This window comes from Pseudomonas sp. 1, from assembly GCF_056626735.1.
This window is the reverse complement of sequence record NZ_JBWXMQ010000009.1, coordinates 199,304-214,513: the sequence shown is the minus strand read 5'-3', so window position 1 is coordinate 214,513 and position 15,210 is coordinate 199,304. Positions and strand designations below refer to the sequence as shown.

General features: G+C 60.1%; 14 protein-coding genes. All 14 read left to right on the top strand.

Going from position 1 to position 15,210, the window contains the following annotated elements; translation table 11 throughout:
- Positions 1 to 444 precede the first annotated feature (444 nt).
- The 14 genes from tssA (at position 445) to tssJ (ending at position 15,209) form a co-directional block, all read left to right on the top strand.
- A complete protein-coding gene (gene tssA / locus AC1MDC_RS15940; protein WP_480393318.1) occupies positions 445 to 2,007 on the top strand; it encodes a type VI secretion system protein TssA in 1,563 nt (520 codons plus the stop codon).
- A gap of 32 nt (positions 2,008 to 2,039) precedes the next feature.
- Positions 2,040 to 2,543: a type VI secretion system contractile sheath small subunit gene (gene tssB, locus AC1MDC_RS15935; protein WP_003229587.1), complete on the top strand. Its 504-nt coding sequence runs from the start codon at positions 2,040 to 2,042 to the stop codon at positions 2,541 to 2,543.
- Between the two features lie 28 nt (positions 2,544 to 2,571).
- Positions 2,572 to 4,047 (top strand): type VI secretion system contractile sheath large subunit, encoded by a 1,476-nt coding sequence (tssC, locus tag AC1MDC_RS15930; protein WP_065258217.1) that lies wholly within the window; start codon positions 2,572 to 2,574, stop codon positions 4,045 to 4,047.
- A gap of 9 nt (positions 4,048 to 4,056) precedes the next feature.
- Positions 4,057 to 4,464 carry a type VI secretion system baseplate subunit TssE gene (tssE, locus tag AC1MDC_RS15925; protein ID WP_065258216.1) on the top strand — a complete coding sequence of 136 codons (408 nt, stop codon included), beginning with the start codon at positions 4,057 to 4,059 and terminating at the stop codon, positions 4,462 to 4,464.
- 11 nt (positions 4,465 to 4,475) lie between these two features.
- Complete coding sequence (locus AC1MDC_RS15920; RefSeq protein WP_085702303.1) at positions 4,476 to 4,982, top strand: PAAR domain-containing protein; 507 nt, start codon at positions 4,476 to 4,478, stop codon at positions 4,980 to 4,982.
- A gap of 4 nt (positions 4,983 to 4,986) precedes the next feature.
- The gene (locus AC1MDC_RS15915; RefSeq protein WP_085702304.1) at positions 4,987 to 5,838 is read left to right on the top strand and encodes a hypothetical protein; all 852 of its coding nucleotides are present in this window, start codon (positions 4,987 to 4,989) and stop codon (positions 5,836 to 5,838) included.
- Positions 5,835 to 6,212, top strand: a complete 378-nt coding sequence (locus tag AC1MDC_RS15910) for a hypothetical protein (protein WP_085702305.1) — start codon at positions 5,835 to 5,837, stop codon at positions 6,210 to 6,212. Before AC1MDC_RS15915 ends, AC1MDC_RS15910 begins: the two co-directional genes overlap by 4 nt.
- An 80-nt stretch (positions 6,213 to 6,292) precedes the next feature.
- Entirely contained in the window at positions 6,293 to 8,080 is a 1,788-nt protein-coding gene (gene tssF, locus AC1MDC_RS15905; protein ID WP_085702306.1) for a type VI secretion system baseplate subunit TssF, read from the top strand.
- Positions 8,044 to 9,051, top strand: coding sequence for a type VI secretion system baseplate subunit TssG (tssG, locus tag AC1MDC_RS15900; RefSeq protein WP_085696794.1), 1,008 nt, complete (start codon positions 8,044 to 8,046; stop codon positions 9,049 to 9,051). The genes tssF and tssG overlap by 37 nt, the downstream gene beginning before the upstream one ends.
- 11 nt (positions 9,052 to 9,062) lie before the next feature.
- Entirely contained in the window at positions 9,063 to 11,720 is a 2,658-nt protein-coding gene (tssH, locus tag AC1MDC_RS15895) for a type VI secretion system ATPase TssH (RefSeq protein ID WP_480393317.1), read from the top strand.
- Between the two features lie 10 nt (positions 11,721 to 11,730).
- Complete coding sequence (locus tag AC1MDC_RS15890; protein ID WP_085696798.1) at positions 11,731 to 13,257, top strand: sigma-54 interaction domain-containing protein; 1,527 nt, start codon at positions 11,731 to 11,733, stop codon at positions 13,255 to 13,257.
- 93 nt (positions 13,258 to 13,350) lie between these two features.
- The gene (locus AC1MDC_RS15885) at positions 13,351 to 13,491 is read left to right on the top strand and encodes a hypothetical protein (protein ID WP_003229566.1); all 141 of its coding nucleotides are present in this window, start codon (positions 13,351 to 13,353) and stop codon (positions 13,489 to 13,491) included.
- 18 nt (positions 13,492 to 13,509) lie between these two features.
- Positions 13,510 to 14,703: a type VI secretion system-associated FHA domain protein TagH gene (gene tagH / locus AC1MDC_RS15880; protein ID WP_085612405.1), complete on the top strand. Its 1,194-nt coding sequence runs from the start codon at positions 13,510 to 13,512 to the stop codon at positions 14,701 to 14,703.
- A 5-nt stretch (positions 14,704 to 14,708) separates the two neighbouring features.
- The gene (tssJ, locus tag AC1MDC_RS15875) at positions 14,709 to 15,209 is read left to right on the top strand and encodes a type VI secretion system lipoprotein TssJ (RefSeq protein WP_011336587.1); all 501 of its coding nucleotides are present in this window, start codon (positions 14,709 to 14,711) and stop codon (positions 15,207 to 15,209) included.
- The last annotated feature ends 1 nt before the right edge of the window (position 15,210 follow it).

Here is a 15,210-nt window from a genome sequence, read left to right as displayed (position 1 = left end):
ATTTGATGGCACTTTTATTGTTTGCTGCTGTCGCCAGTCATTTGTTAATAGATGAGCGTGTATTTTCGGAATCGTCCTACTTCAAATTTTTTCCGTTTTTGTCATGCTTTTATCCGTATTTATGGAACGGGCGTGCCACTACTGTTGCTGGCTTTCACTGGGCGCTCTAGATCAATGCTTACGGGGCAGCAGGTCGAAAATGTGAAATATAAACCGATATCAGGGAAACCCCTGCGACATATAGGGGATCTCCTACACACCCCAATGAACACTTCGTCTTGTTGTTTAATCAGATGCTTGCTAGTGGCCATCATAGTGATTACGATGCGCCCACTTGAAAGAGCACGTACTCAATTGGATGAGTCTTCCCTCTGCTCTTCGATACTGTCCCGCGCCGCTGCAATTCCAATAGGCGCACGACCGTAATCCAAATAAAGGCCATGGATGTCCTACTCAAGCAAACTTTCCGCCCATTACCTCGAACTCGCTAAAGTCTCTGTTTCCAAAGAGAATTTTGCGGGCGAAGACGTTCGTTTCTCGAGCGAGTTCGAGGCGCTGGAAAGCGAGCTGGCCAAAGCCTCGTCGATGCACGAAAGCGGACAGATCGACTGGCTGAAAATTCGCGAAAACAGCGAAAACCTCCTGCGTACCCAATCCAAGGATTTGCGTGTCGGCGCCTGGCTGACCTGGTCGCTGTACCAGCGTGAATCCTTCCCCGGTCTGCTGGCCGGCCTCGGTATGCTGCACCACTTGTCGGAAAACAACTGGGCCGAAGTTCACCCGCTCAAACCCCGCACCCGGGCCGCCGCCATTGGCTGGCTGGTGCCGCGTCTGGAGCAGGTGATTACCGAGAACATCGCGATCAAGGAACAGCTGCCGATGTTCCGGCAGTTATCCGAGCACCTGTCCGGTCTCGACGCCGTCTGCACTGAGCATCTGGGCGATGATGCGCCGCTGCTGCTGCCGCTTTCCCGCCGCCTGAAAACCATGATCCAGCGCGCTGCCGACAATCAGCCGGCTCCCGGCGTGGTGGGCGCGGCGGTGGCACAGGTCAAACAGGCCGCCAGCCAGTTGCTGGCGCCCGGCGCGCCGATCGACAACGAGAAAGAAGCCCACAAGGCCCTGCGAGCCCAGCAGGAAAGTGCCCGCCCGTTGTGCGCCTGGTGGCTCAAGCAGAAAGCCACCGACCTGCGCGCCCTGCGCCTCAACCGTACCTTGCTGTGGATGACAATCGACGCGGTGCCCGAGCGCAACGCCGAGCAGATCACCGTGCTGCGCGGGTTGCCGGTCGACAAGCTCAAGCAGTATCAGGACCGTTTCGACCAGGGCAAATACGCCGACCTGCTGGTGGAACTGGAGGCGAGCCTGGCGAAGGCGCCGTTCTGGTTCGATGGCCAGCGAATGGTCTGGGAATGTCTCCAGAACCTCAACGCCGAGCTGGCCATGCGCGAAGTGGAAATCCACTTCGCGCTTTTGATTCAGCGCCTGCCCGGCATCATCGAGCTGCGTTTCCATGACGGCGCGCCGTTCGCCGATCCGTCCACCCGGGCGTGGATCGCCGGCAACGTCATGCCGCACCTGCAAAGCGCCAGCGCGCCGCGCAAGGTCGAGACCGAAAACGTCGAAACCCAGCCTGCCTGGGAAAAAGCGCTGGAAGAAGTCCAGCCGATCCTGCGCAAGGAAGGCCTCAAGCCAGCGGTGCAGATCCTCAAGCAGGGCCTGCAATCGGCGCACGGCGGTCGCGAACGCTTTTTCTGGCAGTTCGCTCTCGCGCGGCTGTGCTTCCTGGCCAAGAAATACGAACTCGCCAAGAACCAGCTCGAAACCCTCGATCAGACATTACAGGACTCAGGCCTGCACGCCTGGGAGCCCGATCTTGCATTGGAAGTGCTGCACCTGCTGCACAGTTGCTGCGAGTTGCTGCCGCAGAACCATGCCGTACGTGAACGCAAGGAAGAGATTTATCGCAGGCTGTGCCACCTCGATCTCGAAGTGGTACTCGAATAGGCCCCAGGGCCACAACCGCAAGGAGAAAAGCCATGGCCAAAGAAGGCTCGGTAGCCCCCAAGGAACGCATCAACGTCACCTTCAAACCCGCCACCGGCGGTGCTCAGGAAGAGATTGAACTGCCGCTGAAGCTGCTGGCAATCGGTGACTACACCCACCGCAAGGACGATCGCAAGATCGAGGATCGCAAGCCGATCAGCATCGACAAGATGACCTTCGACGAAGTGCTGGCCAAGCAAGAGCTGGGTCTGACGCTGAGCGTGCCGAACCGTCTGCAGGAAGATGGCGAGGCCGACGAGCTGGCTGTGCAACTGCGCGTCAACTCCATGAAGGACTTCAACCCGGCCAGCCTGGTCGAGCAAGTGCCTGAGCTGAAAAAACTGATGGAACTGCGTGACGCGCTGGTGGCCCTCAAAGGCCCGCTGGGTAACGCACCTGCGTTCCGTAAAGCCATCGAAGGCGTGCTCGCCGACGATGAATCCCGCGGTCGCGTACTCGGTGAGCTGGGCCTGAACGCCGCAGCCCCGGACGCTTGAGACTCCAGCAGCCAAGGAAGCCAACACAATGAGCACTAGCGCAGCACAACAGAACGCCGCAGAAAACGGCGAATACAGCATCCTCGACAGCATCATCGCCGAAACCCGCCTGACGCCGGACGACGAAGCCTACGACATCGCCAAGCGCGGTGTGTCGGCGTTCATCGAAGAGCTGCTCAAGCCGCAGAACAACGGTGAGCCGGTCAAGAAAGCCATGGTTGACCGCATGATCGCCGAGATCGATGCCAAGCTCAGCCGTCAGATGGACGAAATCCTGCACCACCCGGACTTCCAGGCGCTGGAATCGTCGTGGCGTGGCCTGCAACTGCTGGTCGACCGCACCAACTTCCGTGAAAACATCAAGATCGAAATCCTCAACGTCTCCAAGGACGACCTGCTGGACGACTTCGAAGATTCGCCGGAAGTGATGCAGTCGGGCCTGTACAAGCACATCTACACCGCTGAATACGGCCAGTTCGGTGGTCAGCCGGTTGGCGCGATCATCGCCAACTACTACCTGTCCCCAAGCTCGCCGGACGTGAAACTGATGCAGTACGTGTCCAGCGTAGCCTGCATGTCCCACGCGCCGTTCATCGCTGCTGCCGGCCCGAAATTCTTCGGTCTGGAAAGCTTCACCGGTCTGCCGGACCTGAAGGATCTGAAAGATCACTTCGAAGGCCCGCAATTCACCAAATGGCAGAGCTTCCGTACCTCGGAAGACTCCCGCTACGTTGGCCTGACCGTTCCGCGTTTCCTGCTGCGTAACCCGTACGACCCGGAAGAGAACCCGGTCAAGTCGTTCGTGTACAAGGAAAACGTTGCCAACAGCCACGAGCATTACCTGTGGGGCAACACCGCTTTCGCCTTCGGTACCAAGCTGACCGACAGCTTCGCCAAATTCCGCTGGTGCCCGAACATCATCGGCCCACAGAGCGGCGGCGCGGTCGAAGACCTGCCTCTGCACCACTTCGAAAGCATGGGCGAAATCGAAACCAAGATTCCTACCGAAGTTCTGGTTTCCGACCGTCGTGAATACGAACTGGCCGAGGAAGGCTTCATCTCCCTGACCATGCGTAAAGGCTCCGACAACGCGGCGTTCTTCTCCGCAAGCTCGGTGCAGAAGCCAAAGTTCTTCGGCATCAGCGCAGAAGGCAAGGCGGCAGAGCTGAACTACAAGCTCGGCACCCAGCTGCCGTACATGATGATCGTCAACCGCCTGGCTCACTACCTGAAAGTGCTGCAGCGCGAGCAACTCGGTTCGTGGAAAGAGCGTACCGACCTCGAACTGGAACTGAACAAGTGGATCCGCCAGTACGTGGCCGACCAGGAAAACCCGAGCGCCGAAGTGCGTGGCCGTCGTCCGCTGCGCGCTGCGCAAGTGATCGTCAGCGACGTTGAAGGCGAGCCGGGCTGGTACCGCGTCAGCCTGAACGTGCGCCCGCACTTCAAGTACATGGGTGCCGATTTCACCCTGTCGCTGGTTGGCAAGCTGGACAAAGAGTAAGAGCGACTCATGGACGGATACGGCAGCCTTTTCGAACGCCTCAACGGCGACGCGGAACTACGCAAGGGCAAGAGCCTCGAGGCTTCTGCCATGGCGTCGGTGGCTGCCCATCTGGCCAAAATGCTCAGCACCCGGGCCGGCAGCGTGCAAACGCTGTCCGACTACGGGTTGCCCGATCTCAATGACATGCGCCTGAGCCTGCACGACTCTCTGAGTCAGGCCCGCCTGGCCATCGAAAGCTTCATCGAAGCCTACGAACCGCGCCTGAGCAACGTGCGTGTCATTTCCCTGCCGCGTGATCACGACCAGCTCCGCCTGGCCTTCAGCATCGAAGGCCTGCTGGAAGTCGAGGGTTTCAAGCGTCAGGTGAGTTTCGCCGCGCGCCTGGATGGCAGCGGTCAAGTGAAGGTCAACTAAGGAGAATCCCGATGTCTGGCAAACCTGCAGCACGCGTATCCGACCCCACTGCTTGCCCGCTCCCCGGCCACGGCACCAACCCGATCGCCGCCGGTTCTGGCGACGTGTTCTTCGACGGCCTCCCGGCCGCTCGCCAGGGCGATGCCTCGGCGTGTGGTGGCGCGTTGGTCGGCGACCTTGCGACTACGGTTCTGATCAACGGCAAGCCGGCTGCCACCGTTGGTTCGGTCGGGGCCCATGGCAACAAGGTCACTGCCGGCTCCGGGACGGTGATTATCGGCAATTCGCATTCGCCGGCGCCGTTTGTGCCGCCGGAGCCATTAGTCATTCCTGGAGTTTTCAACCGCGTTTTTTCTTTCCATACAGCGGATGGACAGCCAGTAGCAAACCTGAATTACAGAATAGTTTCTGACAGTGGCTTAGAGAAAGCAGGATGTTCATCGGCGGCGGGAGGCACAGGGTGTTTCTCCACTGGAAAACAAGGCGAGATGGTTACCATCTACGTGTCGTCGGAGTAATCGCGTGGAAACTTCTATTGTCATCGACGGCGTTGCTCACATTTTCGAAACTTCCGATGGAAAAACGGAACTGAAAATCAAAGCCGAAACTACGCCGAGTGAAGATAAAAAACCGAAACAGATTCCATTGCCTCACGTCTGGCTAATAACCAGAGGGAATGGGGTACCTCTTTTTGCTCTAAAACCGAATGCTTCAGATGTTCAGTTCAGAATCATGAAAGCTGAGAAACTGTATGCGGAAGCAATTCAATGGTTTGAACCTCTGGCTGATAATTATCGGAAGAAAATTTGGGTGAATCCCGAGTCTAAAACTGCTGGCACAGACGCTTATAATGCCTATAAGCAGTTTAACTGGTCGCAAATTATTAAATTTGCAATTGTTGATAGGATGTCAATTAGCTTTGCTCCGACAATGCCTGGTGATTGGAAAAATAGTTCTGAGGGTGGTGCCGGATTTATATTGGTCATGATCGATGGTGAGCCCTATTGGGGTGATGGGGTTGGGCAAATACCGTTTGCGACCGATACCTACCGTTTATATCTGGAAGAAACCAAATCTTTGGAAGCCGCTATTAAGAAAACCGTTGAAACCGGTATGAAATATGGTGACGGTGTTCCTATATTCCCAAAGGAGGACAAAACCAACGAATACGATAATTACATGGTGCTGCGTGGGGCTTTATGGGCTTCGGAGAACTTTGAACTACGTACTGAAACGGTAAGGGTATTTGCTGGGCGAATGGGCTATCGCGAGAAAGTGGTGACCAGCACGGTTTATCTCGGCACATCCGATCAGAAGTTAAGAAGCTCCATCACGCAAGGCTCTGTAGATAAGTATGGAGAGTGGAAAAGATGATGGCGAGGCTGGCGGCGGGCCTATCAGTGCATTTTTTTGCCTGCGTAATTTATGTCGTTGTTAATTACTATGGTGTTTCGCTATATAAGGTTTTATTTGGTGGTTTGACTTCGCGTGGCGCTTCTGTCGGGATTGCCATGTATATGGTCTTTTATCTATTTGTTTTTGTAAATTTAGTTGTTGCTTTGATTCCAGGGCGGATATTTAAATTTAGCATCGTTTTTTTAATGGTTGCATTGATATTGATTTATCTTTTGCCGCTTTACCCTGTTCGCGCGGCGGCTTATAGCGTTTTAACGGGTGGGCTGACTGCTCTGGCGATATGGGTGGCTAACAAGTTTGAAAGATTATTGTTGGCTCGGAGTACTAAATGAAATGTTTTCTTTTTTTCGTATTAACGCTTTCAGTAGTTTCAGTTTGCAAATAAAACGAATCAATAGCTAGGCAGCCAGACATGTCCTTTAACCACTACTACCAAAGCGAACTCACCGCACTGCGCCAACTGGGCCGCCGTTTCGCCGAGCGTAGTCCGGCACTGGCGCCGTTCCTGGGGCAGGCCGGGCGGGATCCGGATGTGGAGCGGTTGCTGGAAGGCTTTGCGTTTCTGACCGGGCGTCTGCGCCAGAAGCTCGATGACGAGTTGCCGGAGCTCAGCCATTCCCTGATGCAGTTGCTGTGGCCGAACTACATGCGCCCGCTGCCGGCGTTCAGCATTCTGCAGTTCGATCCGCTCAAGCGTTCCGGGCCGGCGCTGAAGGTCGAGCGTGATACGCCGGTCGAGAGCGTGCCGATCGAAGACGTGCGTTGCCGTTTCCGCACCTGCTATCCGACTGAAGTCATGGCGCTGGATCTGGCTGCGCTCAACTACTCGGTGAAGGGCGACGGTTCGCTGCTCAGCCTGCGCCTGGAGATGAGCGCCGACGGCCACCTCGGCGAGCTGGAGCTGAGCAAGCTGCGTCTGCACTTTGCCGGCGAGCGCTACATCAGCCAGATGCTCTACCTGAGCCTGCTGCGCAACCTCGACGGCATCGAACTGATCCCCCTCGACGGCGCCGGCAAGCCCATCGATGGCGTGAGCGGCAAGCCGATGGCGTTCAAGATTCCGGGTGACCGGGTCAAGCCAGTGGGTTTTGCCGAAGAAGAAGCGTTGATCCCGTATCCGCTGAACACCTTCCGCGGCTATCGCTACCTGCAGGAATACTTCGCTTTCCAGGACAAGTTCCTGTTCGTCGATGTCCACGGTCTGGACATCCTCAAGGCGCTGCCGGAAGACACCCTCAAGCAAATGCGCGGCCTGGAATTGCGCTTCGACATCCGCAAGAGCGGGATCATGCGCATGCGTCCGACGACGGATAACGTGAAGCTGTTCTGCACGCCGATCGTCAACCTGTTCAAGCACGACGCACTGCCGATCCGCCTCGACGGCAAACAGGACGAATACCTGCTGCTGCCGGCCGAATACGATCTGGAAAACTGCGGCGTGTTTTCGGTGGAAACCGTGACCGGCTGGAAGCCCGGCGGCCTCGGATATCAGGAGTACGTGCCGTTCGAATCCTTCGAGCATGACCCGAGTTTCGACGTGCCCAACAGCCGTCCGCATTACAGCATCCGCCAGCGTTCGTCGTTGCTGCACGACGGTCTCGACACCTACCTGAGCTTCGGCATCCGCCACACCGAAGCCCACGAAACCCTGTCGATCGAGCTGGTCTGCACCAACCAGAACCTGCCGCGCAAACTCAAGCTCGGGCAGATCTGCATGGCCTGCGAAGAGACCCCGGAGTTTCTGAGTTTCCGCAACATCACCCCGGCCACTTCCAGTTTCGCGCCGCCGCTGAACCGTGACTTCCTGTGGAAGCTGATCAGCAACATGTCGCTCAACTATCTGTCGCTGGCCGACGTCAATGCACTGAAGGTGATTCTCGAAACCTACGACCTGCCGCGCTACTACGACCAGCACGCGGAGAAGGTCAGCAAGCGCCTGCTCGGCGGCCTCAAGCACATCAAGCATCACCACGTGGACCGGTTGCACCGTGGTCTGCCGGTGCGCGGTCTGCGCACCGAACTGACCATCGACCCGGAAGGGTATATCGGTGAGGGCGACTTGTTCGTCTTCGCCTCGGTTCTCAACGAGTTTTTCGCGCTTTACGCCAGTCTCAATTCATTCCACGAGCTGCGGGTAAAAAGCACACAGGGAGAGGTGTACCAATGGACACCACGTATGGGCCTGCAGCCCCTGCTTTAAGCGGGCTGACGAAGGTAATACGCGAGTACTCGCTGTTTCAGGCCGTGCTGCTGGTGATCGACCGGCTGCGCGATGCGCACCCGTACCTGAGCGAAGACGACCTGTACGACCAGCTTGAATTCCAGGCCAACCCGAGCCTCGGGTTTCCGCGCAGCGATGTCGATCGCGTGGAGTTTTTCGAAGAGCACGGGCAGATGCGCGCGCGCCTGCGATTCAACCTGATCGGCCTGGTCGGTTCCGGCTCGCCGCTGCCGGCGTTCTATGGCGAACAAGCCCTGGGCGACAGCGAAGACGGCAACCCGACGCGCAATTTCCTCGACCTGTTCCACCATCGCCTGCAACGACTGATGCTGCCGATCTGGCGCAAGTATCGCTATCGCGCGAGCTTCCAGAGCGGCGCGGTCGACCCGTTCTCCTCGCACCTGTTTGCCCTGATCGGCCTCGGCGGCGACGAGATCCGCAAGGCCAAGGAGCTGAACTGGAAACGCCTGCTGCCGTACCTCGGCCTGCTCAGTCTGCGGGCGCACTCGGCGGCGCTGATCGAAGCGGTGCTGCGTTACTACTTCAAACACGAAGACCTGGTCATCGAGCAGTGCATCGAGCGCCGCGTGGAAATTCTCGAAGAACAGCGCAACCGCCTCGGCTTCGCCAACAGCGTGCTGGGTGAAGACCTGGTGCTGGGCGAACAGGTGCGCGATCGCAGCGGCAAATTCCGCATTCACATCACCGAACTCGACTGGGAGCGATTCCACGAATTCCTGCCCATCGGTTTCGGTTACCAGCCGCTCTGCGCGCTGGTTCGGTTCACCTTGCGTGACCCGCTCGATTACGACATTCGCCTGGTGCTGCGTCCGGAAGAAATCCGCGAACTGCGCATTGGCGAGAAGAACGACTGTCGCCTGGGTTGGACCAGTTGGCTGGGCTGCGAGAAAGCAGACGGCGTGGTGACCCTGGGCAGCAAAATTCATTAAGGACGTGAGCCATGATCAACGTAGACCTGCAACAACTCATCCAGGCGCTGGACGCCGAAACCCGTCGCGATCTGGAGCGTTCGGCCGAGCGCTGTGTCGCCCGTGGCGGCAGCAAGATTCTGGTCGAAGACTTGCTGCTTGGCCTGCTGGAGCGCCCGAACGGTCTGCTCTCCCGCGCGCTGCAGGATGCCGACGTTGATGCCGGCGAACTGAGCGCTGCGCTGCAATCGCGGGTCGAGCACAGCGCTTCGCGCAACCCGGTGTTCGCCCCGGAGCTGGTGCAGTGGCTGCAGGACGCGCTGCTGGTGGCCAACCTTGAACTGGGCCAGACCTCGGTCGAAGACGCGGCGCTGATCCTCGCGCTGCTGCGTAATCCGATGCGCTACGCCGGCAGCCGCTACCAGCCGTTGCTCGCCAGACTGAACATCGATCGGCTGAAAGAATTCGCCCTGTCGCAACAGCCTCAGGCCGCGGCCAACGGCAAACCGGCCGCCCAGGGCGAATCCCTTTTGGAGCGCTTCACCCACAACCTGACCCAACAGGCCCGCGACGGCAAACTTGACCCGGTGCTGTGCCGCGATGGTGCGATCCGCCAGATGGTCGACATCCTCGCCCGTCGCCGCAAGAACAACCCGATCGTGGTCGGTGAAGCCGGTGTCGGTAAAACCGCCATCGTCGAAGGACTGGCCTCGCGCATCGCGGCCGGTGAAGTGCCGCAAGTGCTCAAGGGCGTTGAACTGCTGTCGCTGGACATGGGCCTGTTGCAGGCTGGCGCCAGCGTCAAAGGTGAATTCGAGCGTCGTCTCAAAGGCGTGATCGACGAGGTCAAGGCCTCGCCGAAGCCGATCATCCTGTTCATCGACGAAGCCCACACCTTGATCGGCGCGGGCGGCAATGCCGGCGGTTCCGACGCGGCCAACCTGCTGAAACCGGCGCTGGCTCGCGGTGAGCTGCGCACCATCGCCGCCACCACTTGGGCCGAGTACAAGAAATACTTCGAGAAAGACCCGGCGCTGGCCCGTCGTTTCCAACCGGTTCAACTGCACGAACCGACCGTGAGCGAAGCCGTCACCATCCTGCGTGGCCTGGCGCAGGTTTACGAGAAGAGCCACGGCATCTACTTGCGCGATGACGCGGTGGTCTCGGCAGCGGAACTGTCCGCCCGTTACCTTGCTGGTCGGCAACTGCCGGACAAGGCTGTCGACGTCCTCGACACCGCGTGTGCCCGCGTTCGCATCAGCCTCGCTGCTGCCCCGGAAAGCCTGGAGCGCCTGCGTGGCGAACTGGCTGAAGGTGGCCGTCAGCGTCAGGCCCTGCGCCGCGATGCCGAAGCCGGTCTGCTGATCGACCACGAAGCGCTGGAGGCATTGGAGGCGCGTCTGGACGAAGCCGAAGGCGAAATGGTCGCACTGGAAACCCTGTGGACCGAACAGAAGCAACTGGCCGAGCGCCTGCTGGAGCTGCGTCAGCAACTGGCCAAGGCTCGCGAAGCCGCCGCCGTCGAGCCGACCGTCAGTGTTGAAGAGGACGCCGAAGGCACCGTGATCGAAACTCGCGCTGTCGAAGTCGTGCAAGGCCAGAGCGTCGAAGCGCTGGAGGCCGAGCTGAACAAGACTCACAGCGAGCTGACGGCTGCGCAGGTCAAAGAGCGTCTGGTCAGCTTCGAAGTCTGCCCGCGTCTGGTGGCCGAAGTGATCAGCGCCTGGACCGGCGTGCCGTTGGCGCAACTGGCCCGTGAACACAATGCCAAGGTCGCAAGCTTCGCCACTGACCTGCGCACCCGCATCCGGGGTCAGGAACAAGCCGTGCACGCGCTGGATCGCTCGATGCGCGCCACCGCTGCCGGCCTGAACAAGCCTGACGCACCGGTTGGCGTGTTCCTGCTGGTGGGCCCGAGTGGCGTCGGCAAGACCGAAACGGCCCTGGCGCTCGCCGACCTGCTGTACGGCGGCGACCGTTTCATCACCACCATCAACATGTCCGAGTTCCAGGAGAAACACACCGTTTCCCGCCTGATCGGTGCACCGCCAGGCTACGTCGGTTACGGCGAGGGCGGCATGCTCACCGAAGCCGTGCGCCAGAAACCGTATTCGGTGGTACTGCTCGATGAAGTCGAAAAGGCTGATCCGGACGTGCTCAACCTGTTCTATCAGATCTTCGACAAAGGCGTGGCCAACGACGGCGAAGGGCGCGAGATCGATTTCCGCAACACGCTGATCCTGATGACCTCGAACCTGGGCAGCGACAAGATCAGCGACCTCTGCGAAGACGGCGCGCGTCCGACCGCCGAAGTGCTGGAAGAAACCATTCGCCCGGTGCTCAGCAAACACTTCAAACCGGCGCTGCTGGCGCGGATGAAAGTGGTGCCGTACTACCCGGTCGGCGGCCCGGTATTGCGCGAGCTGATCGAGATCAAGCTCGGTCGTCTGGGCGAGCGTCTGAACCGTCGCCAACTGGATTTCAGCTGGTGCCAGAACCTCGTCGATCACCTGTCCGAGCGCTGCACGCAGAGCGAAAGCGGTGCGCGCCTGATCGACCATTTGCTCGACCAGCACGTGCTGCCGCTGGTGGCCGACCGCTTGCTCGATGCCATGGCCACCGGTGAAAGCCTCAAGCGCGTGCATGCGACGCTTGACGGCGAAGCCGGTGTGACCTGCGAGTTCGCCTGAGGTGAGTGTGATGTTCACTCAAGTGCCGCAGCCACTGGTCTATGCCGAAGCCTTGCTGGCGCAGTTCGCCAGCCTGTCGCGCGCGGCGGACGGTGCTGCGCTGCTGGGTGACTTCGTGCGCGGTCTGGCCGGGCTGAGCGGTTGCGAACTGACGCAGCTGTACCTGTTGGACGCCACGCACACGTCGCTGGGGATGAATGCCGAATGCCTCGACGGCGTGCTGCAACCGCGCAGCGCGGCGAGCCTGCCGGCGGACTACAACGGCGAGCAACTGTTGCAGTTCGCCCTGTGCCAGAACCGCGTGGTTTGCCTCGACGACCTGGGCGGCAGCCTGCACGAAACCAGTTTTCTGCCGGCGTCGTCCACGCCTTGGCAATCACTGTTGTGCGTGCCGCTGGTCAATCAGCAGAAGGCCGTCGAGGGTCTGTTGCTGTGCGCCAGCCGTCGGCATGTCGACCTGCAAGGCTTCGCCGATTCCCTCGGCCAGCTCGGCTCGTTCGTGCTGGGTCAGCTGCATTTGCTGCAACGCCTGCGCCAGCCAGTGGATGCGGCCGCGCCGGTCGTGCGCAGTTTGCCGAGCGCCAGCGGTTACGGCCTGATCGGCAAAAGCGCGGCGATGCGCCAGACCTATTCGCTGATCAGCAAAGTCCTGCACAGCCCGTACACCGTGCTGTTGCGTGGCGAGACCGGCACCGGCAAGGAAGTGGTCGCGCGGGCGATCCACGATTGCGGCCCGCGCCGATCCCAGGCGTTCATCGTGCAGAACTGCGCGGCATTCCCGGAAAACCTGCTGGAAAGCGAGCTGTTCGGCTATCGCAAAGGTGCGTTCACCGGTGCCGATCGCGACCGCGCCGGGCTGTTCGACGCGGCCAACGGCGGCACCCTGTTGCTCGATGAAATCGGCGACATGCCGCTGTCGCTGCAAGCCAAGTTGTTGCGTGTTCTGCAGGAAGGCGAGATCCGACCGCTGGGTTCCAACGACACCCACAAGATCGACGTGCGCATCATCGCCGCGACGCACCGCGATCTGTCGGTGCTGGTCAGCGAAGGCAAATTCCGTGAGGACCTTTACTACCGCCTCGCGCAGTTCCCGATCGAGTTGCCGGCCCTGCGTCAGCGCGAAGGCGACATCCTCGACCTGGCCAGACACTTCGCCGACAAGGCTTGCACCTTCCTGCAACGTGATCCGGTGCGCTGGTCGGACGCGGCCCTGGAACATTTGTCCGGTTACACCTTCCCCGGCAACGTGCGTGAACTCAAAGGCCTGGTCGAGCGCGCGGTGTTGTTGTGCGAGGGCGGCGAGTTGCTGGCCGAGCATTTCTCGCTGCGCCTGGAATTGACGCCGGCGCCGGAAGACCACTGCGGCCTGAATCTGCGCGAACGACTGGAAGCGGTCGAACGCAATCTGCTGCTCGATTGCCTGCGCAAGAACGACGGCAACCAGACGCTCGCCGCACGCGAACTGGGCTTGCCACGCCGCACGCTGCTGTACCGGCTCGGCCGCTTGAACATCAATCTGGGTGATTTCGATGGGTAGGCGAAAGTCCGTCGGATTCACCTCGAAAACCTGTTTCAGCGCCGCCCGCGAGGGTCGGCGCTTTGTGCTTTGTCTACACCTGGAGACCCTCTGATGTCTGTTCGTCACTGGCACGCTGTCCTGCTGACCCTCGTCGTTCTATGCGGCCTCGGCGGTTGCAGCGGCAATTACAAATTCAACGATAACGATTACCGCCCGTTGGGTGATCCGCAGGCGGTCAATCGCGGCAAGTGACCGCAAGGAGCATCAAACATGGAATTGGTTTTCGAAATGCTGAACACCAAGCAGTTCGTGCCCACCGAGCTGTGCCAGCGGACCTTCAAACAGGCCGGCGGCGTGATCGGGCGGGGCGAGGACTGCGACTGGATCATCCCTGACCGCAAGCGTCACTTGTCCAATCATCACGCGATCGTCAGCTATCGCGAGGGCACGTTTTTCCTGACCGACACCAGCAGCAACGGTGTTCAGGACGGCGACAGCGGCGCACGCCTGCACAAGGGCGAACCGGTACGCATCGAGCACGGCAGCACCTACGTGCTGGGCGACTTCGAGATTCGTGCGCGCCTGGTGCGCGACCCGGCGACCTTCGACGGTGAAGTCGGCCTGCCCCGCGCCGCTGGCAGCATCATTCCGGACGACGCGTTCCTCGACCTCGACCCGTTGAAGTCGCTGGAGCAGCAAGAGCGCGTGTACTCGGAGTTCGAGGAAATGCTCGCACCGGTGACCGACCCTGAAGACTCCCGTCAGCGCGCCGACTACGCGCGCATCGACATGGAAAGCCTGATGGTGCCGGAGCTGATCGTCGAGCCCACGCCAGAACCTGCGCCGGCGCCGAAAGCGGTCGAGCGTCAGAGCGAAACCTTCTGGGATAAATTCGGCGCAGCCCTCGGCGTGAACGTGAAGAACCTCAGCCACGACGAGCGAGAAGCCCTCGCGCTGAACGCTGCACGTCTGCTGCGCCAGAGCATCGGCGGTCTGCAACAGAGCTTGCGCACCCGTTCGGAGCTGAAGAACGAACTGCGTCTGGCCCAGACCACCGTGCAAGGCACCAACAAGAACCCGCTGAAATTCGCCGTCGACCCGAGCGAAGCGCTGGACATCCTGTTGCAGCCGCACAAGCCGGGTCACTTGCCGGCCGAGCAGGCGATCTCCCGCGCTTTCCGCGACTTGCAGGCGCATCAGGTAGCGCTGCTGACCGCCAGCCGCGCGGCGGTGCGCGGCACTTTGGAGCACTTCTCGCCAGAGCAACTGACCCTGCGTTTCGAGCGTGACAACAAGCCGTTGCTCGCCACCGCCGGCGGGCGCTGGAGAGCGTTCAACCGTTATCACCATGCGCTGCGTCAGGACGACGACTGGAGCGAGCGTCTGCTGGCCCGCGACTTCGCCCAGGCCTACGAAGAACAGATCCGCCTGATCTCCACCCTCCACACCGACCACCAAGGATGATGCGCATGTCTCGCCGCTCGACCGCTTTTTTCAAGACGCTGACCGCGCTCACCCTGTTGGTGCTGCTCGCCGGTTGCTCGTCGCTGTCGCCGTATTCGAAAGTGACCAAGATCAACCTGAAGCTGACCGGCAGCGACCAGCTGAACCCGGACCTCAACGGTCGTCCGTCGCCGATCGTGGTGCGCCTGTTCGAACTCAAGCACCCGGTGACGTTCGAGAACGCCGATTTCTTCAGCCTCTACGAGCGCGCCAAGGAATCCCTCAACCCGGACCTGGTGGCCAGCGAAGAACTCGAACTGCGCCCGGGTGAAACCGTGGAACTGAAACTCAGCGTGGAGGAGGGCAGTCGCTTCATCGGCATCCTCGCCGCGTACCGTGACCTGCCGGAAACCAAGTGGCGCCACACGTTCCCGATCACGCCGCTGGAAGTCACCGAAGCCGATCTGACTCTGGATCAGGCCGGTATCCGCAAGACCAACGAAGTGCTCGCCAAGGCGGATGACTGAC

Excerpts from the sequence above, each read along its gene's own strand:
- tssA (WP_480393318.1), top strand. The coding sequence starts at position 445 with ATGTCCTACTCAAGCAAACTTTCCGCCCATTACCTCGAACTCGCTAAA.
- tssB (WP_003229587.1), top strand. The coding sequence starts at position 2,040 with ATGGCCAAAGAAGGCTCGGTAGCCCCCAAGGAACGCATCAACGTCACC.
- tssC (WP_065258217.1), top strand. The coding sequence starts at position 2,572 with ATGAGCACTAGCGCAGCACAACAGAACGCCGCAGAAAACGGCGAATAC.
- tssE (WP_065258216.1), top strand. The coding sequence starts at position 4,057 with ATGGACGGATACGGCAGCCTTTTCGAACGCCTCAACGGCGACGCGGAA.
- AC1MDC_RS15920 (WP_085702303.1), top strand. The coding sequence starts at position 4,476 with ATGTCTGGCAAACCTGCAGCACGCGTATCCGACCCCACTGCTTGCCCG.
- AC1MDC_RS15910 (WP_085702305.1), top strand. The coding sequence starts at position 5,835 with ATGATGGCGAGGCTGGCGGCGGGCCTATCAGTGCATTTTTTTGCCTGC.
- tssF (WP_085702306.1), top strand. The coding sequence starts at position 6,293 with ATGTCCTTTAACCACTACTACCAAAGCGAACTCACCGCACTGCGCCAA.
- tssG (WP_085696794.1), top strand. The coding sequence starts at position 8,044 with ATGGACACCACGTATGGGCCTGCAGCCCCTGCTTTAAGCGGGCTGACG.
- tssH (WP_480393317.1), top strand. The coding sequence starts at position 9,063 with ATGATCAACGTAGACCTGCAACAACTCATCCAGGCGCTGGACGCCGAA.
- AC1MDC_RS15890 (WP_085696798.1), top strand. The coding sequence starts at position 11,731 with ATGTTCACTCAAGTGCCGCAGCCACTGGTCTATGCCGAAGCCTTGCTG.
- AC1MDC_RS15885 (WP_003229566.1), top strand. The coding sequence starts at position 13,351 with ATGTCTGTTCGTCACTGGCACGCTGTCCTGCTGACCCTCGTCGTTCTA.
- tagH (WP_085612405.1), top strand. The coding sequence starts at position 13,510 with ATGGAATTGGTTTTCGAAATGCTGAACACCAAGCAGTTCGTGCCCACC.
- tssJ (WP_011336587.1), top strand. The coding sequence starts at position 14,709 with ATGTCTCGCCGCTCGACCGCTTTTTTCAAGACGCTGACCGCGCTCACC.